At 66.1% G+C, this 23,479-nt stretch carries 23 protein-coding genes; 6 read left to right on the plus strand and 17 right to left on the minus strand.

Translation table 11 applies throughout. The features are described from left to right. Nucleotides 1–113: 113 nt before the first annotated feature. The 12 genes from LAQ58_RS09060 to LAQ58_RS09115 form a co-directional block, all read right to left on the minus strand. Complete coding sequence (locus LAQ58_RS09060) at nucleotides 114–1,715, minus strand: bacterio-opsin activator domain-containing protein (RefSeq protein WP_224447125.1); 1,602 nt, start codon at nucleotides 1,713–1,715, stop codon at nucleotides 114–116. A gap of 113 nt (nucleotides 1,716–1,828) precedes the next feature. After that, nucleotides 1,829–4,648, minus strand: a complete 2,820-nt coding sequence (locus LAQ58_RS09065; protein WP_224447126.1) for a S8 family serine peptidase — start codon at nucleotides 4,646–4,648, stop codon at nucleotides 1,829–1,831. 313 nt (nucleotides 4,649–4,961) lie between these two features. Then, a complete protein-coding gene (locus LAQ58_RS09070; RefSeq protein WP_224447127.1) occupies nucleotides 4,962–6,386 on the minus strand; it encodes a S8 family serine peptidase in 1,425 nt (474 codons plus the stop codon). A 323-nt stretch (nucleotides 6,387–6,709) separates the two neighbouring features. Continuing rightward, the gene (locus LAQ58_RS09075) at nucleotides 6,710–7,810 is read right to left on the minus strand and encodes a phosphotransacetylase family protein (protein WP_224447128.1); all 1,101 of its coding nucleotides are present in this window, start codon (nucleotides 7,808–7,810) and stop codon (nucleotides 6,710–6,712) included. Between the two features lie 25 nt (nucleotides 7,811–7,835). Further along, on the minus strand, nucleotides 7,836–9,944 hold the full coding sequence (locus tag LAQ58_RS09080; RefSeq protein ID WP_224447129.1) for an acetate--CoA ligase family protein: 2,109 nt from the start codon (nucleotides 9,942–9,944) through the stop codon (nucleotides 7,836–7,838). A gap of 111 nt (nucleotides 9,945–10,055) precedes the next feature. Continuing rightward, nucleotides 10,056–10,847 carry an SDR family NAD(P)-dependent oxidoreductase gene (locus LAQ58_RS09085; protein ID WP_224447130.1) on the minus strand — a complete coding sequence of 264 codons (792 nt, stop codon included), beginning with the start codon at nucleotides 10,845–10,847 and terminating at the stop codon, nucleotides 10,056–10,058. A gap of 208 nt (nucleotides 10,848–11,055) precedes the next feature. After that, nucleotides 11,056–11,364, minus strand: coding sequence for a DUF7967 family protein (locus LAQ58_RS09090; RefSeq protein ID WP_224447131.1), 309 nt, complete (start codon nucleotides 11,362–11,364; stop codon nucleotides 11,056–11,058). Between the two features lie 51 nt (nucleotides 11,365–11,415). Then, a complete protein-coding gene (locus LAQ58_RS09095) occupies nucleotides 11,416–12,648 on the minus strand; it encodes a putative manganese transporter (protein ID WP_224447132.1) in 1,233 nt (410 codons plus the stop codon). Nucleotides 12,649–12,732: 84 nt separating this feature from the next. Beyond that, entirely contained in the window at nucleotides 12,733–13,239 is a 507-nt protein-coding gene (locus LAQ58_RS09100; protein WP_224447133.1) for a YbaK/EbsC family protein, read from the minus strand. 126 nt (nucleotides 13,240–13,365) lie between these two features. Then, nucleotides 13,366–13,566, minus strand: a complete 201-nt coding sequence (locus LAQ58_RS09105; RefSeq protein WP_224450144.1) for a DUF1328 family protein — start codon at nucleotides 13,564–13,566, stop codon at nucleotides 13,366–13,368. Between the two features lie 374 nt (nucleotides 13,567–13,940). Then, nucleotides 13,941–14,225 carry a DUF7545 family protein gene (locus LAQ58_RS09110; RefSeq protein ID WP_224447134.1) on the minus strand — a complete coding sequence of 95 codons (285 nt, stop codon included), beginning with the start codon at nucleotides 14,223–14,225 and terminating at the stop codon, nucleotides 13,941–13,943. Nucleotides 14,226–14,333: 108 nt separating this feature from the next. Further along, nucleotides 14,334–15,401 (minus strand): NAD(P)/FAD-dependent oxidoreductase, encoded by a 1,068-nt coding sequence (locus tag LAQ58_RS09115; protein WP_224447135.1) that lies wholly within the window; start codon nucleotides 15,399–15,401, stop codon nucleotides 14,334–14,336. A gap of 147 nt (nucleotides 15,402–15,548) precedes the next feature. Here LAQ58_RS09115 and LAQ58_RS09120 point away from each other — a divergent pair, with 147 nt between their 5' ends. Together LAQ58_RS09120 and LAQ58_RS09125 are read left to right on the plus strand one after the other, a co-directional pair. Then, nucleotides 15,549–15,833: a DUF357 domain-containing protein gene (locus LAQ58_RS09120; RefSeq protein ID WP_224447136.1), complete on the plus strand. Its 285-nt coding sequence runs from the start codon at nucleotides 15,549–15,551 to the stop codon at nucleotides 15,831–15,833. Between the two features lie 84 nt (nucleotides 15,834–15,917). Next, complete coding sequence (locus LAQ58_RS09125; protein WP_224447137.1) at nucleotides 15,918–16,205, plus strand: winged helix-turn-helix domain-containing protein; 288 nt, start codon at nucleotides 15,918–15,920, stop codon at nucleotides 16,203–16,205. 22 nt (nucleotides 16,206–16,227) lie between these two features. Here LAQ58_RS09125 and LAQ58_RS09130 read toward each other — a convergent pair whose 3' ends face one another. Beyond that, a complete protein-coding gene (locus LAQ58_RS09130; protein WP_224447138.1) occupies nucleotides 16,228–16,659 on the minus strand; it encodes an FAD synthase family protein in 432 nt (143 codons plus the stop codon). Between the two features lie 19 nt (nucleotides 16,660–16,678). Next, nucleotides 16,679–17,176 carry a Mov34/MPN/PAD-1 family protein gene (locus LAQ58_RS09135; protein WP_224447139.1) on the minus strand — a complete coding sequence of 166 codons (498 nt, stop codon included), beginning with the start codon at nucleotides 17,174–17,176 and terminating at the stop codon, nucleotides 16,679–16,681. A 124-nt stretch (nucleotides 17,177–17,300) separates the two neighbouring features. Here LAQ58_RS09135 and han point away from each other — a divergent pair, with 124 nt between their 5' ends. Further along, entirely contained in the window at nucleotides 17,301–19,199 is a 1,899-nt protein-coding gene (gene han, locus LAQ58_RS09140; protein WP_224447140.1) for a Hef-associated nuclease, read from the plus strand. Between the two features lie 30 nt (nucleotides 19,200–19,229). Here the strand turns inward: han and LAQ58_RS19080 are convergent, their stop codons facing one another. Next, a complete protein-coding gene (locus LAQ58_RS19080; RefSeq protein WP_425490640.1) occupies nucleotides 19,230–19,613 on the minus strand; it encodes a phospholipase D-like domain-containing protein in 384 nt (127 codons plus the stop codon). 339 nt (nucleotides 19,614–19,952) lie between these two features. Here LAQ58_RS19080 and LAQ58_RS19085 point away from each other — a divergent pair, with 339 nt between their 5' ends. Both LAQ58_RS19085 and LAQ58_RS09155 read left to right on the plus strand, forming a co-directional pair. Then, nucleotides 19,953–20,225 (plus strand): hypothetical protein, encoded by a 273-nt coding sequence (locus LAQ58_RS19085; RefSeq protein ID WP_425490641.1) that lies wholly within the window; start codon nucleotides 19,953–19,955, stop codon nucleotides 20,223–20,225. Between the two features lie 7 nt (nucleotides 20,226–20,232). Continuing rightward, entirely contained in the window at nucleotides 20,233–20,475 is a 243-nt protein-coding gene (locus LAQ58_RS09155) for a hypothetical protein (protein ID WP_224447143.1), read from the plus strand. Nucleotides 20,476–20,496: 21 nt separating this feature from the next. Here LAQ58_RS09155 and LAQ58_RS09160 read toward each other — a convergent pair whose 3' ends face one another. After that, the gene (locus tag LAQ58_RS09160) at nucleotides 20,497–21,822 is read right to left on the minus strand and encodes a HEAT repeat domain-containing protein (RefSeq protein ID WP_224447144.1); all 1,326 of its coding nucleotides are present in this window, start codon (nucleotides 21,820–21,822) and stop codon (nucleotides 20,497–20,499) included. 617 nt (nucleotides 21,823–22,439) lie between these two features. On the opposite strand from LAQ58_RS09160, the gene dpsA reads away from it, so the two are divergent. Next, nucleotides 22,440–22,985 (plus strand): DNA starvation/stationary phase protection protein DpsA, encoded by a 546-nt coding sequence (gene dpsA, locus LAQ58_RS09165; RefSeq protein WP_224447145.1) that lies wholly within the window; start codon nucleotides 22,440–22,442, stop codon nucleotides 22,983–22,985. Nucleotides 22,986–23,194: 209 nt separating this feature from the next. On the opposite strand, the gene LAQ58_RS09170 is transcribed toward dpsA, so the two are convergent. After that, nucleotides 23,195–23,356: a hypothetical protein gene (locus LAQ58_RS09170; RefSeq protein ID WP_224447146.1), complete on the minus strand. Its 162-nt coding sequence runs from the start codon at nucleotides 23,354–23,356 to the stop codon at nucleotides 23,195–23,197. Nucleotides 23,357–23,479: the final 123 nt, after the last annotated feature.

Here is a 23,479-nt window from a genome sequence, read left to right on the forward strand (position 1 = left end):
CCGCCGAACCGACGCTTTCGCAAGTGTCTCACCTCTGCCAGGGTCTGTGGGGAACCCGGGCGTGATAACACACTGTCTCGTCAGGAAAAAAGCGGCTTCCCTAACCGATTAGGTCACTCCGTCGACGGCGAGACGCCGTCGAAGTACGCGGTGAGCAGTTTTTGCTGACTCCGGCGGAGATGTTCGTGGAACGTCGGCGGCGACACGTCGAGCGCCTCGGCAACTTCCTCCGCGGTGCTGCCGCGCGGCCACTCGAAGAAATCGACGAGAAACGCCGTCTCCAGTACCTCCCGCTGTCGCTCGGTCAGCGCGCTGTCGAGCGAGTTGCGGAACTCGACGCCCCGACTGTTCGTCCGTTCGCGCTCGCGCTGGGCGCACACGGCGACGTTCGGGAACCGATCCTGAAGCGCCGTGACGGCGGCGCGAACGTCGGCGACAGCGGGGAGTTCGACGACGAGTTTGCCGTCCGCACCGTCAGCGCGCGCGCTCCGGAGCACGCCGCCCAAGTCGGCGACGACCGACGCGAGCGCGTCGTCCGGCGACGTCAGTCGCAGGATGGATTCGTCGTCGCGTTCGGTGACGACGACTGCGTCGCCGCCCGCCTCCCGCGCGGCCGCGACCACTGTCTCGGCCGCACCGCCGTCGACGCCGACGAACTCCGACAGAGAGTCGTCGTCGGCCGTGACGATGCCCTCGATGGAGAGCGAGACGTCCGCCGCCGCCGCGACCCTGAGAAAGAACGGGCCGGGGGTCGTCACGTCGAGTTCGAGTTCGACGACGGCATCGCTGACGAGCGCGCGTCGCTTCTCGACGGCGTTGATGGCGTAGCCGATGGTCTCGCCCAGTTCCCTGAGCACGTCGAGTTCGTCCTCGTCAAACGCCGATGAGCGAGTAGCGTAGAGACAGAGCGCCCCGTAGTTCGCGTCGCGATAGACGATCGGGACCGCCGCCGCGGAGCTGAGGCCGCCCTCGGCGGCTTTCACCCGCGGGTCGAACGCGTCGTCGCCCGCGGCGTCGGCGACGCGGACCTCCTGCGTCCGAACGGCGTCCAGCGCGACCGCCCCCTCGCTGTCTATCTCCTCGGGCGTCACGTCGTCGTCGAGTCCCTGGCCGCTCGCCCACGTCCGCGGGACCGCAGACTCGCCGTCGTAGCCGAGTTCGCCGATCCACGCGAAGCGGTACGGCTCCTCGCTGGCGAGGTGGCTGCACACCTCCCGTTCTATCTCCTCGCGCGTCGACGCCCGAACGAGCGCCTCGTTGACCTCCCGGATGACCGCGTTGACGCGGTTCAGCGTCTCGACGCGCCTCGTCTGCCGCTGGAGTGCCTCGATGCGGCGGTTCCGCCCGGTGATGTCGCGGCCGATGCCGGAGATACCGACGGGGACGCCGTCGTCGTCGTGGAGCAGCGCGCCCGTGAACTCGTAGGGGATTCGCTCGCCGTCGGCGGTCAGAAGCGACGCCTCCTCCTGGGCTTCCCCCGTCTCGACGACGCGGACGATAGCCTCCGAGATGGCCGCCTCGTCCTCGGGTGCGACGAAGTCCAGCGGCGCCATCTGCTCGATCTCGTCGTCGTCGTAGCCGGTCACCTCCCGGAGTCGGCTGTTCCAGCGGAGAAACTGGCCGTCGAGGTCGAACAGAAAGAAGACGTCGTTGAGCGTGTCGATGGCGCTGTCGAGCAACGCCGACGCCTCTTCGTCGACACCTTGTCGCTGCATTGCCAAGTGGTTCGGGTCAAAGAATAATAAGCAACGAGGTACCTGTCGTCAGGTCGAAGCGAGGACGGGAGAGAAGGGCCCGAGTGTGTCGAGGAGCGGCCCCGGCGGTCGGCTCAGGTGCTCTGACCGAAGACGACGTTCGTGTCGCTCGTCCCGTCGAGTTGGACCCACGTCTTTCCGCCGTCAGCGGAGACCTGTAGCGGCCCGAAGGTGTACTCGCCGCTCTCCTCCAGCGTCGTTGGCGCCTCGGCGAAGTACGTCGCCGAGAGCGTCTCGGCCTTCCCCTCGAAGTAGACGTATGTCTTCCCGTCAAACTCGTCGACCTCGGTACGTTTGACGTCGTTGGAGTGTGGTTCATGAACCGTCCACGCGCCAGGGACGACGTCGCGGACCCGCACCTTGTCGCTCGCTTCGACGGTCACGTCCACCTGGTTCGTCTGCCCGCCGGTGAAGGCGGAGCCGTCGTCGCTTCGCGTGCCCGACGCCGTGAACGACTGTCGCGCTTCGACGGAGAGGTCGACGTGCGCCTGTACGTCCGTGCCGTTGACCGCACCGGGGACGTTCACCAACTTCGCAACGACCGCGTAGACGCCGCCGTCGGTCGTGAAGGTGAGCGACCCGTCGCCAGAGAGCGCCTGCGCCCGCGCGACGACGTTCGGTTCGCCGTTCTCGGCGGGACTCTCGAGGTCGTAGACGAACAGGTCGAGGTGGGGCGCGCTCTCCGCGGCGCCCGCGTTCGCGCCGGCATAGTGGTCGAAGGCGAGGTCGACCGCATAGGTGCCCGCGTCGACGTCGAGGTAGCCCGCGAGCGCACGCTCGTCGTCGGGGACGCTCAGTCCGACCGAACCCGTCGTGATTCCCGAAAGTTCGTGCGTCACGGCGTCGATGGCCGCGCCCGGGTTGATTCGGCCGTAGCCCTCGTAGGGGTCTCGGTCGCCGAAGTCGTACGTCGGGACGTGTGCGCGATGGTACGGCGCGGCCGTGAACGCCGTTTCCGTCGCCGTCGCCAGCAATACCTGCTTGAGACGGAGCGCGTCGTCGGCCGTCGAATCCGCCGGTTCCGGGAGCGCGACGCTCTCGGGGGCGTCGGCCTCCATCGCCTCGGCGACGAGGTTGGCTGTCCCGGTGACGTACGGCGCGGCCATGCTGGTTCCCGCCTTCCCGGTGTAGTCGCGGATGGGCGGCTGGTCGCTCTCAGGCACGGTCGGGTCGCCGTTCTCGGCCGCGCGAGCGAGGTCCGTCAGCGTCCCGCCCGGCGCAGCGACGTCGGGTTTGCGGTAGAGCGTGTTCGTGTCCTCGTCGTAGACGGCCAGTCCCCCGCTGCTGTAGGAAGTGAGTCCGTCGAGCGGCCCCGTCGCGACCGTCGAGATGGACTCGTCGGCGAGCGCCGGACCGCCGGAGTTGGCGGGTGTCGCGCTGTTGCCCGCCGACGCGGCGACGAGGATGCCCGCCGCGGAAATGTCGGCGATGAGCGACGGGTCGGCCGCGAGGAGGCCACCGGTCGCGCCGAGCGGTGCGCCGCCGACGTAGCCCCACGACATGTTCACCGTTCGGAGGTTGAACTCGCTCGCGAACCGCTCGGCGTACGTCGCGAGGTCGGCCGTCGCGCCGCCGAGCCCCTGCAAGCCGACGATGCCCGCGTTCGGCGCGAGACCGGCGTGAACCGTCGTCGCACCGTCGTTGGTTCGGTCGCCGACCGTCTCGTCCGCGCGGAGGAACGCGCCGACGGTGAGGCTTTCGACTGTCGCCGCCGTCGCGAGTTCGCCGTCGAGTGCCGTGACGTGAACTGTGTACGTCGCTTCGCCCGAGTCGTGGACGGTCGGCGCGTCGACGAGGTTGTTGTCCCACTCGCTCGTGTCGCTGCCGAGAGTCGAGGCGGCGAGTTCCGTGCCGTCCGGTCCCTCGATTCGTATCTCGACGAGGTTACCGTAGACGGACGCGAAGACGCCCGTGTCGGCGCGGGCGGAGAGTTCGTAAGAGAGCGCGTCACCGGCCGCCAGCGTCGTTCGCGGGGCCTCCTCGGTCACGCGCTCGGGGTCGACGGCGCTCGCACGACCGCTTCCGGCCATGATGGACGACACGTGCGTCCCGTGGCCGTTTTCGTCGCGGGGGCGGTCGTACCGGCCGTAGCGCGACCCCTCGTCGTACCAGCCGACGGTCTTCATCGTCCCGGGCTTGATGTTCCCGTTGCTGCCGAATACCTTCCCGGTGAACTCAGTGAGCGAACCCTCGTAGCGGTAGTAGTCCGCACCGATGTCGTAGTCCGTGACGAGACTGGCGTACGTCTCGACGACGAACGCGTACGTCTCGCCGCCGTTGACGTCGACGGTGATTCGCTCGGGCATCTCGGCTGTCGCCGCCGTGGCGACCCGGTCACCCGAGGCGTCTTCGACGTAGAATTCGAGGTCGTTCACGTCCGCGACCGACCACGAGAGTTCGGCTACGACCTCGTCGGCGTCGGCTGGCGCGACGAACTCGTGGCGTCGAACGTCGGGGGTGACGAACGAACCCGGTCCGATGGTGCCCGAGAAGGACTCGCCACCGTCGAGTTCGACGCGATCGACGGCGTCAGAACTGTCGGTCGTGAGTACCAACTCGCCGTCGCGTGTCACCGCTCGCACGCCGTTCCACGGGCCGAGATCCGGATGTCTCGCGTCGACGCCACTGTCAGTGAGACCGACCGGGCGGTCGAGTCGGCCGCGATAGCCGCGCCGCCAGGCATGAATCGCCTCTCGTACCCGCCAGTTCAGAAAGCGCTCGTCCGTAGCCGACGCGGTCGTCCCCGCGGCTTCGGCGGTGGACGCACCAACGCCGAGGAGTCCGGCTCCGACCAGCGCACCCGTCGTCCCCAGAACCGTCCGTCGGGTGAGTCCGTCGGCGTCTCTCTCAGTGGTGTCGTCGAATTCGTCACTTCGTGAGTCATCCTGTCGCATACGTCATGGAAGAATATAGTAAATAAGTAAAGAATATATCCTAAGTATATAGGTAGCTCGAGCAATGATTTTCAGGTTGACCGTTTTTGAGGTTCTCCCCACCTCTAGACGGTGGTGAGCGAGAAGGGCGTCGTCGTCCAAACGCCGCCGGGGAGCGACGAAGACGCCGCTGCGAATCACTTCGAGTGAATACGAGCGAGTTCCAGTGGTCGAAGCGAGTTCGAGCGGGTTCGAACGGATTCGAGTCCACTGGGAGCCGCCCCCGACCACTCCCGACCGCTCGATTCCGCGCTGACCGTTCAAAGTCGAAGAGTCAGACGAGCGTCGTCTCGTCGAACGTCGCAAAGTCGCCAGCCTCCGCCCGTTCGACGGCGTCGTAGGCGTCGACGAACCCGGCGCCAGCGCTGGCCGGTTCGTAACTCGAACGCGCGTCCTCAGCCTCGGCTTCGAGCGTTGCGAGCAACTCGCGTGCGGTCGGTCGACTCCCCTGTGCGGCGACGTGTGCGTCGACACACAGCGCGGCGATACCCGAAACGTGCGGGCAGGCCATGCTCGTCCCGCTGATGCTCGCGTAGTACAGTTCGCCGTCGTCGACAGTCGTCGCTCCCAGCGGGTCGTCCGGAGACATCGTGCTCACGATGGCGTTGCCGGGCGCGGCGACGCCGGGACGGTAGACGCCCAGCGGTCCCGCGACTTCGCCGGTCTCGTAGTACGTCTCGAGGTTCGACAGCGCTGTGGCGCGGTCGTAGTTGCTCCCGTCGTTACGGCCGCGCGAGGAGAAGTCGGTGATCTCCTTCTGGTCGTTCGTCGCGGCGACGCCGAGGACGTGCGGCGCTTTCGCGTAGTCGTTCAGTGTGTCGTAGTCGGGACCGTCGTTGCTAGCGGCGAACACCGGGAGGATGTCCGCCTGGTAGGCGTACCACGACGCGACGTTGAGCGTCGCGTCCGGGTCGAAGTCGTCGGTGCTCGACACGCCGTAGGAGTTCGAGACGACCTGGTACGTCGAGCCGTCGCCGTTTTCGAGCATGTGGTCGAACGCCGCGGCGGCTTTCAGTACCGAAATCCCGGCGCTGGTCGAGTAGGAGGTGAGCGTCGCCTCCGGAGCCATCCCGCGATACTGGCCGTCGCTGGCGCTGCCGTCGCCGGCGACGGTGCCCGAGCAGTGAGTCCCGTGGCCGATCTCGTCGGTGTCGAGACCGCCGACTTCGGGCCACAGCGTCTCGGTGCCGGTGAGTTCCAGCGGGTCGCCGGCCCACTGGTAGTTGGCGTCGAGGTTGGCCGCTAGGTCGGGGTGGTCGCCGTCGATGCCGCTGTCGATGACGACGACGTGGGCGTTCTCGCCGGCGTAGTTCAACTGCTCTTGGACCGCCGCCGCCCGCGTCAGTTCGCGCCCGTCGTCGTTGAACAGTTCGAGGTCGCGGTTCGCCTCGACGTAGCGCACCTCGTCCCAGTCGGCGACGGCCTCGATCTGCGTCCCCGTCAGTCGGGTGAATCCGACCGGGAGAACGGAGAACTCGTAGTAGCCGTCGACGAGGTCGAGCGAGTCCAGAAGCGACACGTCGTCGGACGACTCAAAGACGACGAGGGCCTCTTGCAGCGCGTCGCTCGCCGTGTCGAGCGTCTCGTCGACGAGTGAGGTGAGCGTCCCCGCTTGCGCGCGACCCGCCAACGGTACGAGTGACGCCGCGCCAGTCAGTTTCAGCACAGTTCGTCTGTCTACGGTGAAATCGTCTACCATGGTTCGAGGGTGGGCGTCGGAGAGACGCGTGCGGCGGATGTTTCCATTCCCCCACACTACGATTATACTCCGACCGATCTGCAATTTTAACCGAGGTGATAAAAGACGCGAGCCTAACTGGTTAGGATTAGACTATATTCGAGCCTGAATGAACCCGCGAAAGGATGAACTGCCGAAATCGGTGAGCCGCGAGCGTCACTGGCGAGAGAGCCGGTCGGAGAAGCCGTGCGTCGTGGCGGACAAACGTACGTCACCGGTCCAAAAACCGTTACCACAGGCGAGCGTTCGTCCTCTCGAAGGGAAACTCCCGCAGCGGCGACTAGTTACTCGTCGTCGCTCTCGCTGTCGGTCGCTTTCGGGACGAGGGCGTCCACGTCGGCGTGTTCGAACAGCAACTCGCGCATCAGTTCGACGGTCCGTTCGTCGCGCGTCCGGCCGCCGCGGATGATCTCCTCGGCGCGGTCGATAGCCGACAGCGTGTCGGCGTTGAGCACGAGCACCGGCACGCCTTCAGACTCGGCACGGCCAACGACGGCGCCCGATGGCCGGTGTCCGCCGGTGAGGACGAGACACTTCACGCCGGGCGCCTGGAGCGCGGCTGTCTGGATGTCCGCGCGGTCGCCGCCGGTGATGACGGCGGCGTCCTTCGTCCGGCGGAAGTAGCGAAGCGCCTCGTCCGCGCCCATCGCGCCGACGAGGAACCGTTCGACGTAGGCGTCGGTCGGCGCGTCGGTGACGAGTTCCGCGCCGAGTTCGTCGGCGAGGTCGGCGACCGAGACACCGGCGAGTTCGCGTTCGCGCGGAACGACGCCCAGGACGGGCACGTCTCGGCTTTCGAGGAAGGAGACGACCTCCGTCTCCAGTTCGTCGTAAGCGGCGTCGCCGACGCGGTTGAACAGCACGCCCGCAAGGCGCTCCTCGCCCTCGTCGCGCACGTCGTCGACGGCGGCGAGTACGTCGTCGAGGTCGGCTGGCGTCGCGTATTCGGCGACGAGAACGACTTTCGCGTCGAGCAGGTCGGCGACTTCGGGGTCGGTGAGGTCGACGAGGCCGCCGGTGGTGTGTTTGCCGCCGCCCTCGACGAGCATCAGGTCCGTATCCGCCGCGAGGGTCGCGTAGTACTCGCGGACGATTTCGGCGAGTTCCTCGCCGCTCTCCTGACCGCGAACCGCGCCCTGCATGAACGTCGGCGAATAGACGATAGGCTCCATCTCGTGCATCTCGGCGTCGGTGCCGAGCAGTTCGCGCGCGAGCATCGGGTCCTCGTCGAGCGTCTTGCCGACGTTGCTCTGCAGGCGCGTCCCCTTTGGCTTCATGTAGCCGACCGAGAGGCCGCGGTCCTGCGCGAGCAGGCCGAGCGCGAGCGTCACCGCAGTCTTTCCGGTACTGTCCTGCGTCGAGGTCACCAGTAGGGTTTCAGTCATGAGTGTGTGAGGGTTGTGTGGTCGCTTATAGTTGGTCCGGGTCGATGGTCAGTCGCACGTCGACGGCCTGTACGCCCGTCCCGTCGCCTTCTTTCGGGAGCGCGACGAGCGGGTTGATGTCGAGTTCGAGGATGGCCGGGAAGTCCGACACGAGTTGCGAGAGTCGCTGGATGGTCTCGACGATGGCGTCGCGGTCGACCGGGTCGCGGCCGCGCGCACCGCGGAGCAGCGGCGCGGTCTGAATCTCGTCGGTCATCTCGCGGGCTTCGCTCTCGGAGACGGGCGCGACGCGGAACGTCGTGTCCTCCAGAATCTCGACGAAGATGCCCCCGAGACCGAACATCAGCAGTGGCCCGAACTGCGGGTCGCGGTTCATCCCGACGATGGTCTCGACGCCGTCGTCGAGGTTCACCATCTCCTGGACCTGGACGCCGAGAATCGTCGCGTCCGGTTGGTAGTTGCGCGCCCGAGTTACGAGGTCCTCGTACGCGTCGTACACCTCCTCGTTCGAAACGCCGACTTTGACGCCGCCGATGTCGGACTTGTGGAGGATGTCCGGACTGACGATCTTCATCACCACGTCGCCGCCGATGTCGTGGGCGACGGCGACGGCGTCGGCGGGGTCGTCGACGATATCGCCCGTCGGCGTGGGGATGCCGTAGGCGTCGAGCAGGTCCATCGCCTCCACTCCGATGCGCGTGTCGCCGCGGTCCGCCGCCTCCTCCAGTATCGACTGGACGTGCTCGCGGTCGACGTCGAACTCGATGGGATCGTCGTATTCGCGGTGCTGGATGTCGCGGTACTCGCCGAGGGCGTCGAGGCTCTCGACGGCGCGGGCGGGGTCGAAGTAGTTCGGGATGCCTGCCTCGCGCAGCACGCCTTCGGCGGCGTCGACGCGCTCACCGCCCATGAAGCAGGCGGCGACCGGTTTCCCGTGTTTCTCGCGGAGTTCGACCGTCGCTTCAGCGAGTTCGCCGTAGTCGAGCACTGCCGTCGGCGCCGAGAGGACGAGCGCGCAGCCGACGTTCTCGTCGGCGAGCGCGATGTCGAGCGCGTCGCGGAAGCGGTCGATGTCGGCGTCGCCGACCACGTCGACCGGGTTGTAGATGTTTCCTTCCTCGGGCAGTTTCTCGCCGAAGGCGTCGAGTGTCTCGTCGGAGAACGTCGCCATCTCGAGGTCGGACTCACCGACTGCGTCGGTCGCCATCACGCCGGGACCGCCCGCGTTCGTGATGACGGCAATGTTCTTCGACTCCGGCAGCGGCTGGTTGGCGAGCATCTGCGCCGCGTCGAACAGTTCTTGCGGCGACGACGCGCGCAGCACGCCCGCCTGTTCGAGACCCGCCTCGTAGGCGCGGTCCGACCCGGCGATGGTCCCCGTGTGCGACGACGCGGCCTGCGCCCCGGCGTCGGTCTTGCCCGATTTGACGAGTAGAATCGGCGTCTCCTGCGTCACCTCGCGGGCGGTGTCGATGAACTTTCGTCCCTCCTCGATGCCTTCGAGGTAACCGATGACCACGTCGGTGTCGGGGTCGTCGCCCCACTCGGCGACGAAATCCGTCTCGTCGAGGACGGCCTTGTTGCCCAGCGAGACGACGTCTTTGAAGCCGACGCCCTCGTCGTTGGCCCAGTCGAGAACGGCGGTGATGAACGCGCCTGACTGGCTCATGAAGGAGAGACCGCCTTCGAGTGCGTTGTCTGGGCCGAAGGTGGCGTTCATCCCGTTCGGCGTACTCATGACTCCGAGGCTGTTCGGTCCGACGAGGTTGATGTCGTGCGCTTCGGCGACCTCGCGGAGCTCTCGCTCGCGGGCCGCGCCCTCGCTGCCGGTTTCGCCGAATCCGGCGGTGATGACCACGACGTTCTCCACGCCGCTCTCTCCGGCCTCTCTGACGGCGTCGACTGCGATCTGCGGCGGGACGACGACCACCGCGAGGTCGGCGTCGCTCTCGCCGACGGAGTCGACACACGAGAGTCCGAGCACCTCGTCGTAGTTCGGGTTCACCGGCACGACCTCGCCGTCGTAGTCGTCGACGAGGTTCTGCGTGATGGCGCGGCCGATGGACCCCTCACGCGCAGTCGCGCCGACGACGGCGATGCGTCCCGGCGCGAACAGTTCAGATAGCGCTCCCATCGTCTCTGTGTACCGTCCCTCGGCGCATAAGTTCGGGTGTGTGCTCCGTGACGTGGGCCAAACTGTCACTCACCGACGACCGTGAACGACCTGCGACCGGCGGAGCCGAGTTCAACAGACGTGGCCGCCGCCGTCGACCCACACCGTCTCGCCGGTGACGAACGAGGCGTCCTCACTAGCCAAAAAGAGGTACGCACCCGGGAGTTCGTCGGGCGTCGCCGCGCGTAGCGGGAGCGTGGGCTGGTCGGCGCGCTCCTCGTCCGGGCCGACCTCGCGGGCGAGCTCGGACCAGCCCTCGGTGATCTCGGTGGCGACGGGACCGGGTGCGACGGCGTTGACGCGCACGCCGTGCTGGGCGAGTTCGAGCGCCGCGCTCCGCGTGAGCATCCGAATCGCCCCCTTCGTCGTCGCGTAGTGCGAGTGTTCCCACTCGGCGACGCCCATCGTCGTCGACGCGGTGTTGACGACGACGCCGCCCTCGCCGCGCGTAATCATCTCCTCGGCCGCGAGTTGCGTGCCGAAGAACGCGCCGTAGGTGTTCACCTCGTGGACGCGCCTGAGGTCCTCGGGGGTAACCTCGCGGAACCGCTTGCTGACGTGGATTCCGGCGTTGTTGATCATCACGTCGACGCCGCCGTAGCCGCGTGCGTGTTCGACCACAGCCTTCAGTTCGGCGGGGTCGCTCACGTCGCATTCGAGGAACTCGGCGGTGGCTCCGCGCTCTCGCGCGAGTTCGTGCGTCGGCGTGGTTGCGTCGAGGTCTTTCGGCTCCTCGCGCACGTCGGCGTTCAGTACCGTCGCACCGGCGTCGGCGAACGCGAGCGCGATTGCTCGCCCGATACCGGAACTCGCGCCGGTGACGACGACCGTGTCTCCTTCGAACGTCGGCGATAAACGTCCCATACTCGTCGTACGGGAGAGGCGAACCTCAAAATTCGGTCGCGCGATTAGCGAATGGCGAACAGGCGGCCGCGTCGAATCGTGGCGTCCGCGAGCGGGTGACCGCGCTCCCGCCTCGTCTGACTCGCGGCGATAGTTACGTCACGAGGCGGGATGGTTCCGTCTTCGTATTTGAACGTCGGGGGATACGGGTACGGAGGCGGACGCGGAATCAGAGCAGGTCGTCGGGGTCGTGCTTCTCACGCATTCGGGTCGCCTCGGTTGCGTACGCCTCCCGCGAGTCGTCGTCGTCGACGCGGCCGAGGCTGTCGGGTTTCGCGTCCACCGCGGCGGTGGTGTCGCGAACGTCGCCGAAACTCGTGAGCGCGCGCTCCTTTCTGAGGTACTGCGACCCGTCTGGCGTCGCGTAGACGAGGATGATGATGTTCTGCTCGTCGTCGGAGTAGGTACGCTCGACGAGCCACACCCGGACGGCGTTGTCTCCGGCGTCTTCGGGATCGTCGGGGTCAGTAACGCTCATCGATGCGTACTACGTCTCCCAGTCAGAAGTGCGTTTTTCGCTCCCATCCGCTCAGAGCACCCCGAAGCCGAACATCGGGCCGAACGCGAGGTGGAGACCGATACCGACGACGAGCGCCGGAACCGTCGTGTAGATGCTGGCGACGATGGCCGCCTTCTTGTCGATGGCTAGGAGCGGGAACAGTGCGTCGCCGTCCTGGCTGATGGCGTTCGCCGTCAGCGCCGAGAACGGGATCGCGCCCTCGGCGTACGCTGTCGCGAGCAGGATCTGCGGGCCGCAACCGGGAATCAACCCGACGAGTGCCGCGCCGATGGGCGCGAGAACGCCCGCGGCGGCGGCGAACACCTGCAGGTCGACGCCGGTCAGGAGGATGCCGTACTCGTACAGGAGGTACGCCGCGATGACCCAGACGGTGACGAACGATGTCTCCATCGCCGCGTGCGTGAGCGTCTCGTAGACGTTTCTGAACGTGTCGCGGGCCTGTCCCACGTGGCCGTGGCCGACGTAGCGTCGACCGACGAAGTAGAGGTAAAACGAGAGCGTCGTCCCGACGAGACCGAAGACGGTGAACGCGCCCGCGAAACTCGCGTCGGCGATCATCGGCACCTCGGGCGCGCCTCGAATCAGGTAGAGGACGCCGGCGACGAGACCACCGGCGGCGGCGACCCACCAGAGCGCGAGGGCGGCTTGGCTCACGCGGCGGAGTACTGGGGCGTCGCGGATGGTCCCGTCGACTTCGCAGCTCTGGACGTCCTCGTAATGGTGGACTTGGTTGCCGACGGCGGGTGCGGCGACGCCACCGTCGGTCACCGTTCGGCCCATGCGGGCTACCGCGCTGTCGACGCGGCCCACACCCATCCCGAAGCGGTCGATGGCATAGCCGAAGACGACCGCCGAGACGAAGGCAAGTCCGTAGGCGTACAGTCCCGCTTCGGGTGCGAGCGCGATGATGACGAACGCGGAGTCGCCGGCCGTCGCAACCAGCGTCGCGACCACCGTCCCGAAGGAGACGCTCCCGCGGACGTACAGCGGCATCATCACGATAGCGCCGCCGCACCCCGGGGTCAACCCCATCAGCGCGCCGACGAGCGGTTGGTACTTCTCCTCGGATTCAAGGCGCTCGACGAGCCGACCGTCGGTCCGATACTGGACGTAACTGAACAGCAACACCGTCACCGCGACGAACGCGCTTACCTGCACGAAACCGTCGCGTATAGATCCAAGGAAGATGTCGAACAGCTCGTTCGGCAGACCGGCCTGAGCGACGGGTACGAACTCACCCATCGGTCGACCACCGTAGATTAGACATATCTAATTCACTCTTTAGCCCTCTAGAACATATAGCTTCGTGTTACGTCGTACCAGTCGTCACGTCGTGCTAGTCGTCACGTCGACCACGTCGGCGTCGGCGTGTTCTCGAAGCGATTCGGGCGTGAGCGCGAAGACGGCGCTGGGCGTCCCGGCGGCGGCCCACACCGTCTCGTATTCGGTGAGCGTCGGGTCCAGCAGCGTTCGGACGTCCGAGTCGTGGCAGAACGGCGGGACGCCGCCAATGGCCCAGCCGATTCGCTCCCGAATCAGTTCGGGGTCGGCCATCGAGACGGCGTCGGCGGGGACGCCGAGTTCGCCGGCGAGCGTCCCCTCGTCGACGCGGTTAGCGCCGCTGGTGACGGCGACGACGAGCGTCTCCGTCCCTGTCGCCCCGCCGTTCGCGGCGGAGAAGACGAGGCTGCTGGCGATCTGACCGACTTCACAGCCGATAGCGTCGGCGGCGTCGGCGGCCGTCTTCGTCCCTTCGGGAAACTCGCGAACGGTCACGTCGAGGTCGTAGGCGTCGGCGGCGCGTTCGGCGAACGCCTGTGCGCGTGGATGCATGAGAGGCGATGGCGCACAAGAAGGTAAAACAGCTACGCCGTCGGCAACGGAGCGAGCGCTCGCTCGACAGACGGCCCATGCGCCGCTCGGTGGCGTCGGCACGGCAAAAAATGGGAGTGCGATTCGCTACAGTAAGAACGACAGTATCGCCAGTACGATGAACACGAGGATGAGGATCCGGGCGATCTCCATCGTGACGCCAGCGATTCCTCGCGCACCGACTACGTAGGAGACGATAGCCAGCACGATGAACAGCACAGCGAGTTCGAGGAACCCGCCGGACTGCAATGGAACCGCCGCCGTCGCGTTCGCGAGTTCGGCTAGCATCCGTGCCACCCCGCGCATCGTCCGCCGTTTGTCGTTGTGAAGGTCATCGCACTCTCACGTGCAACTGCGACCCGATTAGTTATAGTTCGTACTTTGGTGAACAATCTCTCCGAGAGATAGTTAGCCGAACGCGAATAGTGAAGATGGGCGAATTACGCCTTCGCCTGTCGGTTCTCCCGGACGAAATCTCGGCGAAAGATGAGATTAGCTCCGCCTACTGCGCAGAAACAGCGGCCATCGCTGCTCCGTCGACCCGACGTTTCCGTTTCCGACGTCAGATTCTGTGGCGTCAGCAGTGACTTCGCTGGTGACACTGTTGCGACGCTGGCGACGGTCGCCACACAGAAGAATGTCGGCGTGACGGGTTAGACCGTTCAGTGCGAGTGACCCGTCGCCTCGGCGAGCGTCATGCCGAAGCGCTCCTCGAACAGTTCTTCGCCTTTCTCGTTGATCTCGACAAGGTCCTCCGGCGTCTCCCCCTCCGAGTGGTGGACGATGGCGTGCGCGCGCTGGACGAACGAGAGCAGTAAGATGTCGCCGACGACTTCCGTCGGTTGCTCGCCCTGTTCGGAGAGCACGTCGACGAGTCCGGCGGGCAGTTCGACGGAGTCGCTGTCGCCGTCGGGTCCTTCGATGGTGTACGTCTCGGTGTCGACCATAGGGGTTCGACGGGCGTGCGAGATAAAGGGGCTGTGGTATCGGGGTGAATCGAGCGTTCGAGATCGCGCGGGACGCGAGAAAAAGAACTGCAGAATGAAACCGCGTTCTCAGTCGTCGGACTCGGCGGCCGCGGGTTCCGCCGCCCCGGTTTCGGTCCGTTCGAGCCCTTCGAGGTAGTCGTCGGCGTCGATGGCGGCCTTACAGCCCATTCCTCCGGCCGTGACGGCCTGCTGGTAGTGGAAGTCGACAACGTCGCCCGCGCCGAAGATACCGGGAACGTCCGTCTCGGTCTGACCGCCTCCGAAGCCGCCTTTCGTCTTCAGGTAGCCCTCGGGGTCCATCTGCACGTCCGTCCCTTCGAGATACTCGGTGTTCGGCGTGTGGCCGATGGCGTAGAACACCGCGCCCGCGTCGAACTCGAACTCCTCGGTCTCGGGGTCGTCGAGGCGGTCGGTCGGGTGACCCTCCGGGTGACGGACCATCGTCACGGTGTTCACGCCCTCTTCGGGCGACCCGTGGAGTTTGGTCACTTCGGTGTTGAGCACGAGATCTATCTCGTCGTCGTCGACCTTCTCCATCACGCGGTCGATCCAGTAGTCCTCGGCGCGGAACTCCTCGCGGCGGTGGACGATGTACACTTTCGAGGCGAACTTGGTGAGGAACGTCGCCTCCTCCATCGCGGCGTCGCCGCCGCCGACGACGACGATCTTCTCGTCGCGGAAGAACGCGCCGTCGCAGGTCGCGCAGGTCGACAGCCCGTACCCCATCAGTTCGTCCTCGCCGGGGATACCAAGCGTCCGGGCGCTCGCGCCGGAGGCGGCGATGAGCGCGTCAGTCGTGTACACGTCGCCGTTGGTGAGTTCGACGCGGAACGGCTGCTGGGAGTCGTCGACGTCGGCGACGACGCCGTTTTTGATCTCCGTGCCGAAGCGCTTCGCCTGCGTCTTCATGTCGTTGACGAGCTCGGGACCGCTGATTCCCTCCGGGAAGCCTGGGAAGTTGTCGACTTCCGTCGTGAGCGTCAGCTGGCCACCGGGTTCGGTCCCCTCGAACACCAGCGGGTCGTTGTTCGAGCGGGCGGCGTAGATGGCCGCCGTGAGTCCCGCGATGCCCGTTCCGGCGACGATGAGCCGCCGGTGTTCGACGAATCCGTCTTCCGCAGATACGTCTGTCATTGACCACTGTTGGCCGCGGGTTTGTATTTAATTTGTGCTGTTCGACGCGGGTGATGCAACAGTAAGTCGGACGCGAGCGCGACGACGCGGCGGCCCTCGTCGCGACGACAGGGGAACGCTTAGGCGACGAGGCGCACATCCGGAGGTATGTCTGCGGACCTCGAAGAGAAGACGACGCGTTACGAGCGGATGCTCGCCGACGCCCTCGACGAAGCCGAAGCGGTGCCGCCGGACGGGACGCCGCTGTCGGCGATGGCCGACGACTGCCGGGAGATGGCCGAGTCGTATCTCGACGACGGCCGCCACTTCCGGGAGACCGACGACTGGGTGAACGCGCTCGCGTCGTTCTCGTACGGCTACGGCTGGTTGGACGCGGGCGTCCGGATGGGGCTGTTCTCGATTCCCGAGGAGACGGAACTGTTCACGACGTAGCAAACGCGTTGAGGAGGAACCTGCGCCCCGGGCCTGTATGCTCCGGCGATGTGTTTAGGTCGGTCGGTGGACTCTCACTCACTGATGGAGTCAATCCTCTGGTACGTGCTGACGAGCACGCGCGGCGGTGACAACCGCCTCAGACTCCTCGTCGCCGCCGACGAAGAAGCCCGCAACGCCAACCAATTCGCCGCGGACCTCGGGTTGGATTACAAGACGGTTCGCCACCACCTCGACGTTCTCGTCGAAAACGATATCCTCGAACCGCTCACCGAGGGATACGGCGCGCGGTATCGGCCGACCGACAGGGTTAGACACCACTGGGAGACGGTCGAGAAGATACTCGCGGAGTCCGACGTCGAACGCCCCTGAGCGACGCGTATCCGAGCGGAAGTTAGCAGTCGCGCCGAGAGAGAATCCGCTCGATGATGTCGCCCGTCGAGAGTAGTTCGTCGGGATACTTCGGTTCGCGCGCGGAGGCGCGCTCGACGGCGCAGTCGATGCCGCGGGCGGCCAACGCAGACTCGATAGCCGCCTCGTCGTGGTGCTGGTCGTAGCCGAGGACGATGAGGTCGGGTTGAATCTCCTCGATTGGGACGAAGATGTCCTCGCGGTGGCCGAGGTGCGCCTCGTCGACGACGGCGAGCGCGGCGACCAAGTCCCGGCGCTGGCGGTCGGAGAGAACCGGTTTCTTCTTGTGGGTGACGTTGTCGCGTCGAGCAACGATGACGTGGAGTTCGTCGCCCATCGAGGCGGCCTCCGAGAGGTAGTGGACGTGGCCGGGGTGGAGCAGGTCGAACGTGCCTTGTGCGATTACCGTCGTCATGCGTCGAAATCCTCGTGAATCATGAGTCCTCGGCGAGTTCCTGGTCGATGTCCTCTTGCGTGAAATCGAAGAACGCTTCGTCGTCCGGCAGGTCGACGTCGAGCACGTCGAGTTTTCGTCGCTTGCCCTCTCGGTCGAACGCGCGCCAGTCGTTTCGGCCGTACGGCGCGCCGACGATGATGTGAGCGTCGCCGTTGCCGAACGTCGCGAGGTCGGCGTCGCTCGGGCGGAGCACGCCGTTCGGGTGCGAGTGGACCGAACCGACGGCGTCTCTGTCGTTGGGGACCATGCTCGTCTTGACCGTCGCGCTCACGGGGTTCGATTCGGTGCCCGGAATCACCAACACGTCGGTGATGACTGTGCCGTCGCGATCTAAACCGAGGTCGTGGGCGTCCTCGCCGCGGAGAAACCCCATGTACTCGTTCGGATGGGTCTCCTCGGACGCTTCGAGGACGAAATCGAGCGTCTCGGCGGCGATTCCGAGGAGTTCGCGATCGCTCGACCGGAAGAGCCGCATAGCACACACTCCGACCCGTCGCCTTCTAAGGGTTCCGGAAGGTCCCTCGCGGCCGAACCGCCGGACCGTCGAGCCGTCGAGACAGGATGTAAAGCTTAAGGCGGGACCCCCACGTAGCACGCCCATGACCGATGACACCGCCGGAGATTCCGGCGCAGGGTCGGATTCGAGACCCGTCGTCTACGACCTTGATCCCGACTGCACGGCCGCAGACGTGGAGACCGGGGCACTGTACCACGCCGCCGTCAACGGCGTCGTCGACTACGGCGTCTTCGTCGACGTCTCCGACAACGTCTCCGGACTCGTCCACGAGTCGAACCTCGACGGTTCGTACGGCGTCGGCGACAGCCTCGTCGTCGAACTCGTCGAGATCAAGGAGAACGGCGACCTCGCCTTCGACGAGGTCGACCCCGACGACTACCGAACCGAAGCCGTCGACCACGAACCCGACATCACCGCTGTCGCGTCGTTGACGACCGGCACCGACGCGACCGTCGAGGGTCGGATCGCGCAGATAAAACAGACCGGCGGCCCGACCATCTTCCACGTCGCCGACGACACCGGAATCGTCTCCTGCGCCGCCTTCGACGAGGCGGGCGTCCGCGCGTACCCCGAGCTCGGTCTCGACGACCTCGTCCGCCTCGACGGCCGGGTCGAGACCCACGACGGCACGACGCAACTGGAGGTCTCCTCGATGCGCGCGCTCGACGGCGAGCGCGCCGAAACCGTCGCGGCCCGTCTCGACGCCGCCCTCGAAGAACGCGCGGAGCCGAACACCGTCGAACCGCTCGTCGAGTGGCCCGCGTTCGAGAAGCTCCGCGACGACCTCCGGGAGGTCGCCCACCTGCTCCGCCGGACGGTACTAGAGGGCCGCCCGATTCGCGTCCGCCACCACGCCGACGGCGACGGCATGTGCGCGTCGATTCCGGTCCAGCTCGCGCTGGAGAACTTTATCGCCGAGGTACACGAGAACCCAGATGCGCCGCTGCACCTGTTCAAGCGACTGCCGAGCAAAGCGCCGTTCTACGAGATGGAGGACGTGACGCGCGACCTCAACTTCGCACTGGAAGGGCAGGCCCGCCACGGCCAGAAGCTCCCCCTCCTCCTGATGCTCGACAACGGCAGCACCGAGGAGGACGTGCCCGCCTACCAGAACCTCGCGCACTACGACATGCCCATCGCGGTCGTCGACCACCACCACCCCGACCCCGAGGCGGTCGAACCACTGCTCGACGCCCACGTCAACCCGTACCTCTACGACGAGGACTACCGCATCACCACCGGGATGATGTGCGTCGAACTCGCGCGGATGATCGACCCCGACATCACCGACGAACTCCGCCACGTCCCCGCCGTCGCCGGACTGGCGGACCGCTCGAAGGCCGAGGTGATGGAGGAATTCGTAGACCTCGCCGAGGAGCAGGGCTACGACCGCGAGGACATCGGCGACATCGGCGAGGCGCTGGACTACGCCGCGCACTGGCTGCGCTACAGCGAGGGCAAAGCGCTCGTCAACGACGTGCTCAACGTCGGCTGCGACGACGACGAGCGCCACCGCGAACTCGTCGAGTTCCTGTCGGCGCGCGCCGAACGCGACGTCGAAGTCCAACTGGACGCCGTCGAGGACCACGTTGAGCACGAGCGCCTCAAGAGCGACGCCCGCCTCTACACGGTCGACCTCGACAACTTCGCGCACCGCTTCACCTACCCTGCACCCGGCAAGACGACGGGCGAACTCCACGACCGGAAGGTCCAGGAGACGGGAGAACCCGTCATCACCATCGGCTACGGGCCGGACTTCGCCGTCCTGCGCTCCGACGGCGTCCGCCTCGACATCCCGCAGATGGTCGCCGAACTCAACGAAGAGGTGGAAGGCGGCGGCGTCTCCGGCGGCGGCCACCTCGTCGTCGGCTCCATCAAGTTCGTCAAGGGGATGCGCGAGGAGGTCATCGACAGCCTCGTCGAGAAGATGGCCGAAGCCGACATCGACGACGAACTGTCGAGCACGGCGGCGCTTGACTAAGACGCGACTCGCTCACAGCTCGGCGCACGCTCACTCGAACTCAATTTCTCTCGCCCCGACGACGAGGGCCAACGCCGTCGCCGCGACGACGGCCACTCCGACGACGACGGGGAACAGCCGGCTCTTGTCACCGCCACTGGCCCGCCAGTCGGCGGCGAACACCTCGCCGTAATACGCCGCGGCCTCGTCTCCCTCTAACGCGACGATCACTTCTCGGTTCTCCCGGGCGGAGTGATTGTTCCAGTAGAAACTGCCGACGAGCGCCGTCTCGCCGTCGACGAGGACGCCTTCGCGTGGACCTTCCCGTACCGCCCCCGCGGGTCCGCGAGTCGAACCGACAGGGGCGCGTCGTGGCGGTCGGCCCACTCGTTCAGTCGGTCGGCGACGGCGCGGTTCTCCTCTTCGGCGTACCACAGGCCGGAGAGCAGGAGGCGGACGCGAACGCCCTTCTCGGCGGCCCGCACCGTCGCCCAGACGAACGGCTGTCGGGGACCGCCGACGATCGGCAGCACGACGATCGGCAGCACGTCTATCGACTCCTCGGCAGCGTCGAGTTCGGCGACGACGGCGTCCTCCGCGTTGCCAGGGGCGGTGAGGATCCGCGGCTCGGACGCCAGCGCGACGCGGCCGGGTGACGGAACCGCGACGGTCGACTCCCCGTCCGAGAGCGTCCAGTTCTCCCTGCCCTCGATTTCGACGACGACGAACTCGCCGACGTCGCCGTCGCGGACGGGGTTCGGGTAGAGTTCGACGATGCGGCCGGAGGCCTCGCTCGCCTCGGCAGCTGTCGAGGGCATGCCCGTCGACGCGGGATGCGTCGGCGAGACGGATGGGGCCGAATCAGGCGTCAACGAGACGGATGCCGACGGGACAGGCGTCGACGAGACGGGCGTCGGCGACGCCACTCCCGCGCAGACGGCGAGCAGACAGAGAACGACCGCGATTCCTCGGCGCACGACACGGAGTGGTCCCGTCTCCGCCGACAAACGTTCGCTTCGGTGTTTTTTTGGCTCCGACAGACGGTGAGACAGTCATGGTCGATATCGTAACCGGTCTGGAACTGGCAGGCTACGCGCTGGGCGCGCTCGGCGGCGCGCTCGTCTTCATGGAGTTCTTTCAGGAACCGACGTACGTTGAGTACGATCCCGATTTCAACGGCTACACCATCGACATCTCGCCGCAGGAGGTCCGCGAGCACACGTGGCTCGGCCGCGTCGGCGGCTTCTCCATCGCGCTCGGGTTCGCGCTGCTGTTCCTCTCGACGTTCCTCGCGTGAAAAACTGAACCGTTCGTCTTCTTACGCCGTCGGCGTCGTCGCCTCGAGCGCCTGCTTCGCCCGGTCGACCTCGTGCTGGACGATAAACGAGTTGTCGTCGGTGTGGTCCGCGACGGCTTTCAGCGCCTTCTCGGTGCCGATCTGCCGGAGCGCCCACGCCGCGCTCGCGCGGACGTTCGGGCTCGCGTCGTCTTCGAGCGTGTCGGTGAGCGGGTCGACGGCGCGCGCGTCGCCGATGAGGCCGAGCGCACGGGCGGCGTGCGGCCGGACGTTGTCGTTGTCCATGACGAGTTTGTCCGCCAGCGGTTGCGTCGCCTCCTCGCTGCCGATCTCGCCGAGCGCCTTGAACGTCACCTTCTGCAGCGCAGGGTCCTTGTCGGTGTCGACGTAGTCGACGAGCGTCTCGACGGCGTCGAGCGCGCCCGACCCCATCTTGCCGAGCGCCCTGATGCTGGGTTTGTCGCGCTTCTGGGCGCGCTGGTGCATCGCGTCGAACGCGCGGGCGTCGTTCATCCGCGTGATGGCTTCGAGGCAGTGCTCCTCCATGAAGTCGGATTGGAGGCTGTCGAGTGCGAGCAGCACCATCTCGACGTTGCCGCGCTTCTCGTGTTCTTTCAGCGCGCTCCACTCCGGCGGGTAGTCCTTGTAGTGGCCGAGCACGTCGTAGAAGCCTTCAGCCTCGAGCTGTTCGCGCGTCTCCAGGTCGTCCCACTCCTGGGCGTCTTCGAGGTCCGACTGGAGCGTCTCGGTCGCCTCGAGCAGCGCCGCGATTGTCTCTTCGTCCTCGTCGGCATCGAGTGACGCCGATTTTACCGTCTTCACGACGGCGTCGAGCGCGGAGACGAGGTCGCTCTTGTCGCCGGTGGAGACGGCCGCGTCGACGACGGCGCCACTCTCGTCGTCCTCCTCGAAGATCTCGGCGACGGTGTCGAGGAACGACTCGACGGCTTCGGCGATTTCGCCCTCACCGCGGTCGGTCCAGCGTGTCTCGTCTATCTTCGTCTTCGCCTCCTCGACGTTCTCGGCCACGTCCTCGGCGTACGGTCCGCGCTGGGATTCGAGCTCGTCGCGCAGGTCGGAGAGGCGTGATTCGAGTTCCTCCTGCGGGCTCTCCTCCTCTTCGTCCTCCGGTTCCGGCAACTCGGCGGCTTCGAGGTCGGCGGCGATGCTATCGAGCGTCTCCTCGGCCTCGTCGAGGTCGGCTTCCGTCTCCGCCGCGTCGAGTTTCTCCTCGGCGGTGTCGAGGCGCTCGTCGAGGCTCTCGGCCGTGATCTCGGACGATGCGTCCGTGGCCGACTCCTCGTCGTCGGTCGCCTCGGTCGGCGTCTCGTCATCCCCGTCAGTCATATGCTGAATCTCCGCACGTGCGCCAAAAGAGCGTTTCCCTTTGCCCCCCGTGAGAGAGGGAAATTGCGGCCGCGACCCTACCCGCGCGGGACCATGACGAACCCGCGCCGTTCGCAGCCGCACGATGCTGGTCGAACGTACTGTGGTAACAACCAGCATGATACTAGTACACATCCAACTATATGCATCTATCGCGGCGTATCAGGGCGAGTGACTGACAAGGGTTTTGTCCGAACTTCAGTGCTATGGCGACTGTGGCGGTCGCGCAGACGACCTGCCTCGGAGTTGGCGTCGAACTCGGAGTACGCCGGACGGTCCGCCGTCGTGAGATCGGGCGGAACCGTCGCCGCCGCGCTGAGTCGGGACGAGCGCGGCCTCGTCACCGACCTTGACCCGACCGTACTGGTCGAACAGCGGGCGTTCGTCGGTATCTTTGAGGAGTGAAGCGGCCCGAAATCGTCACGTTCGGACGCGGCGGCGCCGCTCCATCGACCGGCGACGTTTCGGTGTAGTACGAACACATCAACGACACATAGAGAAAGAATTTTTTGGAAAGCCGAAAAAGAATTTTTGTAGAGTCAAGGTTTAAGTGGGTGGCGTCCGTACGATGGAGTGTTATGAGTACCCAGAAGACAGTTCGTCAGCCTGCCGACAAAGTCGAGGAGACAGCGCTCCGTATCGAGAAGGACAAAGCCGAGCAGATTATCGACGCGCTCAACACCGACCTCGCGAACGCGTACGTGCTCTACCACCAACTGAAGAAGCACCACTGGAACGTCGAGGGCGCCGAGTTCCTCGAACTCCACCGCTTCCTCGAGGAGGCGTACGAGCACATCGAGGAAGGCGCCGACATCATCGCCGAACGCGCGCAGGCGCTCGGCGGCGTCCCGGTCGCCGGCCCGTCGAACCAGGAGGAGCGCGCCACCGTCGAGTTCGAAGGTGAGGACGTCTACGACGTTCGCACGTCGCTGGAGAACGATCTGGAGATGTACGGCGACATCATCGTCGACCTGCGCGAGCACATCCAGCTCGCCGGTAACCTCGGCGACCCGGCAACCGAGGAGATCCTCCGGCAGATTCTGGTCGAAGTCGAAGAGGACGCCCACCACATCGAGCACTACCTCGAAGACGACACGCTGGTGCTCGAAGAAGCGACGCACTGAGACGAGGGCGAGTCGGCAGACCGGACCATTCTCGTATTTTTCGCACTCGATAACGACGCAGACGGGAGCATCGCGAATCGGTAGCGACGCGGACGCCGAGCGAACGCGAGGAAGAAGGCGTCGCTACCGGGTGAGTACGAACGCCGACGTGGAAGAGACGGACACGACGTCCCGGCCCCGGTTCGGGCGGTTCGACGAAGGAGTGTAGACTACTGCTGGAGGACGACGGTGTAGTCGGTAGCTATCCAACCGTCGTTGTTGCCGTCTTCGGTGAATACGGTTCGGTTCTGTGAGGTTTGGCACGCCGAAACGGAGAACTCTGGTTCCGCTGGGTGAGCGGAGTCGTCGTCGCGGGCGTCGGAGACTGCCATGGATGGAGTTAGGTGAGCCTAAAGCAAAATATGTTTTGGTTGCCCTAAAGCGGTCTGGCTGAGAGCGCGATACCGCGAGCGGGTCCGAACCCGCTTCGAGACCCTTCGAAAGAGCGCTTCCGA

The sequence above is a fragment of the Haloprofundus salilacus genome, from assembly GCF_020150815.1.
GTDB lineage: Archaea > Halobacteriota > Halobacteria > Halobacteriales > Haloferacaceae > Haloprofundus > Haloprofundus salilacus.

Excerpts from the sequence above, each read along its gene's own strand:
- LAQ58_RS09060 (WP_224447125.1), bottom strand. The coding sequence starts at position 1,715 with ATGCAGCGACAAGGTGTCGACGAAGAGGCGTCGGCGTTGCTCGACAGC.
- LAQ58_RS09065 (WP_224447126.1), bottom strand. The coding sequence starts at position 4,648 with ATGCGACAGGATGACTCACGAAGTGACGAATTCGACGACACCACTGAG.
- LAQ58_RS09070 (WP_224447127.1), bottom strand. The coding sequence starts at position 6,386 with ATGGTAGACGATTTCACCGTAGACAGACGAACTGTGCTGAAACTGACT.
- LAQ58_RS09075 (WP_224447128.1), bottom strand. The coding sequence starts at position 7,810 with ATGACTGAAACCCTACTGGTGACCTCGACGCAGGACAGTACCGGAAAG.
- LAQ58_RS09080 (WP_224447129.1), bottom strand. The coding sequence starts at position 9,944 with ATGGGAGCGCTATCTGAACTGTTCGCGCCGGGACGCATCGCCGTCGTC.
- LAQ58_RS09085 (WP_224447130.1), bottom strand. The coding sequence starts at position 10,847 with ATGGGACGTTTATCGCCGACGTTCGAAGGAGACACGGTCGTCGTCACC.
- LAQ58_RS09090 (WP_224447131.1), bottom strand. The coding sequence starts at position 11,364 with ATGAGCGTTACTGACCCCGACGATCCCGAAGACGCCGGAGACAACGCC.
- LAQ58_RS09095 (WP_224447132.1), bottom strand. The coding sequence starts at position 12,648 with ATGGGTGAGTTCGTACCCGTCGCTCAGGCCGGTCTGCCGAACGAGCTG.
- LAQ58_RS09100 (WP_224447133.1), bottom strand. The coding sequence starts at position 13,239 with ATGCATCCACGCGCACAGGCGTTCGCCGAACGCGCCGCCGACGCCTAC.
- LAQ58_RS09105 (WP_224450144.1), bottom strand. The coding sequence starts at position 13,566 with ATGCTAGCCGAACTCGCGAACGCGACGGCGGCGGTTCCATTGCAGTCC.
- LAQ58_RS09110 (WP_224447134.1), bottom strand. The coding sequence starts at position 14,225 with ATGGTCGACACCGAGACGTACACCATCGAAGGACCCGACGGCGACAGC.
- LAQ58_RS09115 (WP_224447135.1), bottom strand. The coding sequence starts at position 15,401 with ATGACAGACGTATCTGCGGAAGACGGATTCGTCGAACACCGGCGGCTC.
- LAQ58_RS09120 (WP_224447136.1), top strand. The coding sequence starts at position 15,549 with ATGTCTGCGGACCTCGAAGAGAAGACGACGCGTTACGAGCGGATGCTC.
- LAQ58_RS09125 (WP_224447137.1), top strand. The coding sequence starts at position 15,918 with ATGGAGTCAATCCTCTGGTACGTGCTGACGAGCACGCGCGGCGGTGAC.
- LAQ58_RS09130 (WP_224447138.1), bottom strand. The coding sequence starts at position 16,659 with ATGACGACGGTAATCGCACAAGGCACGTTCGACCTGCTCCACCCCGGC.
- LAQ58_RS09135 (WP_224447139.1), bottom strand. The coding sequence starts at position 17,176 with ATGCGGCTCTTCCGGTCGAGCGATCGCGAACTCCTCGGAATCGCCGCC.
- han (WP_224447140.1), top strand. The coding sequence starts at position 17,301 with ATGACCGATGACACCGCCGGAGATTCCGGCGCAGGGTCGGATTCGAGA.
- LAQ58_RS19085 (WP_425490641.1), top strand. The coding sequence starts at position 19,953 with ATGCGGCCGGAGGCCTCGCTCGCCTCGGCAGCTGTCGAGGGCATGCCC.
- LAQ58_RS09155 (WP_224447143.1), top strand. The coding sequence starts at position 20,233 with ATGGTCGATATCGTAACCGGTCTGGAACTGGCAGGCTACGCGCTGGGC.
- LAQ58_RS09160 (WP_224447144.1), bottom strand. The coding sequence starts at position 21,822 with ATGACTGACGGGGATGACGAGACGCCGACCGAGGCGACCGACGACGAG.
- dpsA (WP_224447145.1), top strand. The coding sequence starts at position 22,440 with ATGAGTACCCAGAAGACAGTTCGTCAGCCTGCCGACAAAGTCGAGGAG.
- LAQ58_RS09170 (WP_224447146.1), bottom strand. The coding sequence starts at position 23,356 with ATGGCAGTCTCCGACGCCCGCGACGACGACTCCGCTCACCCAGCGGAA.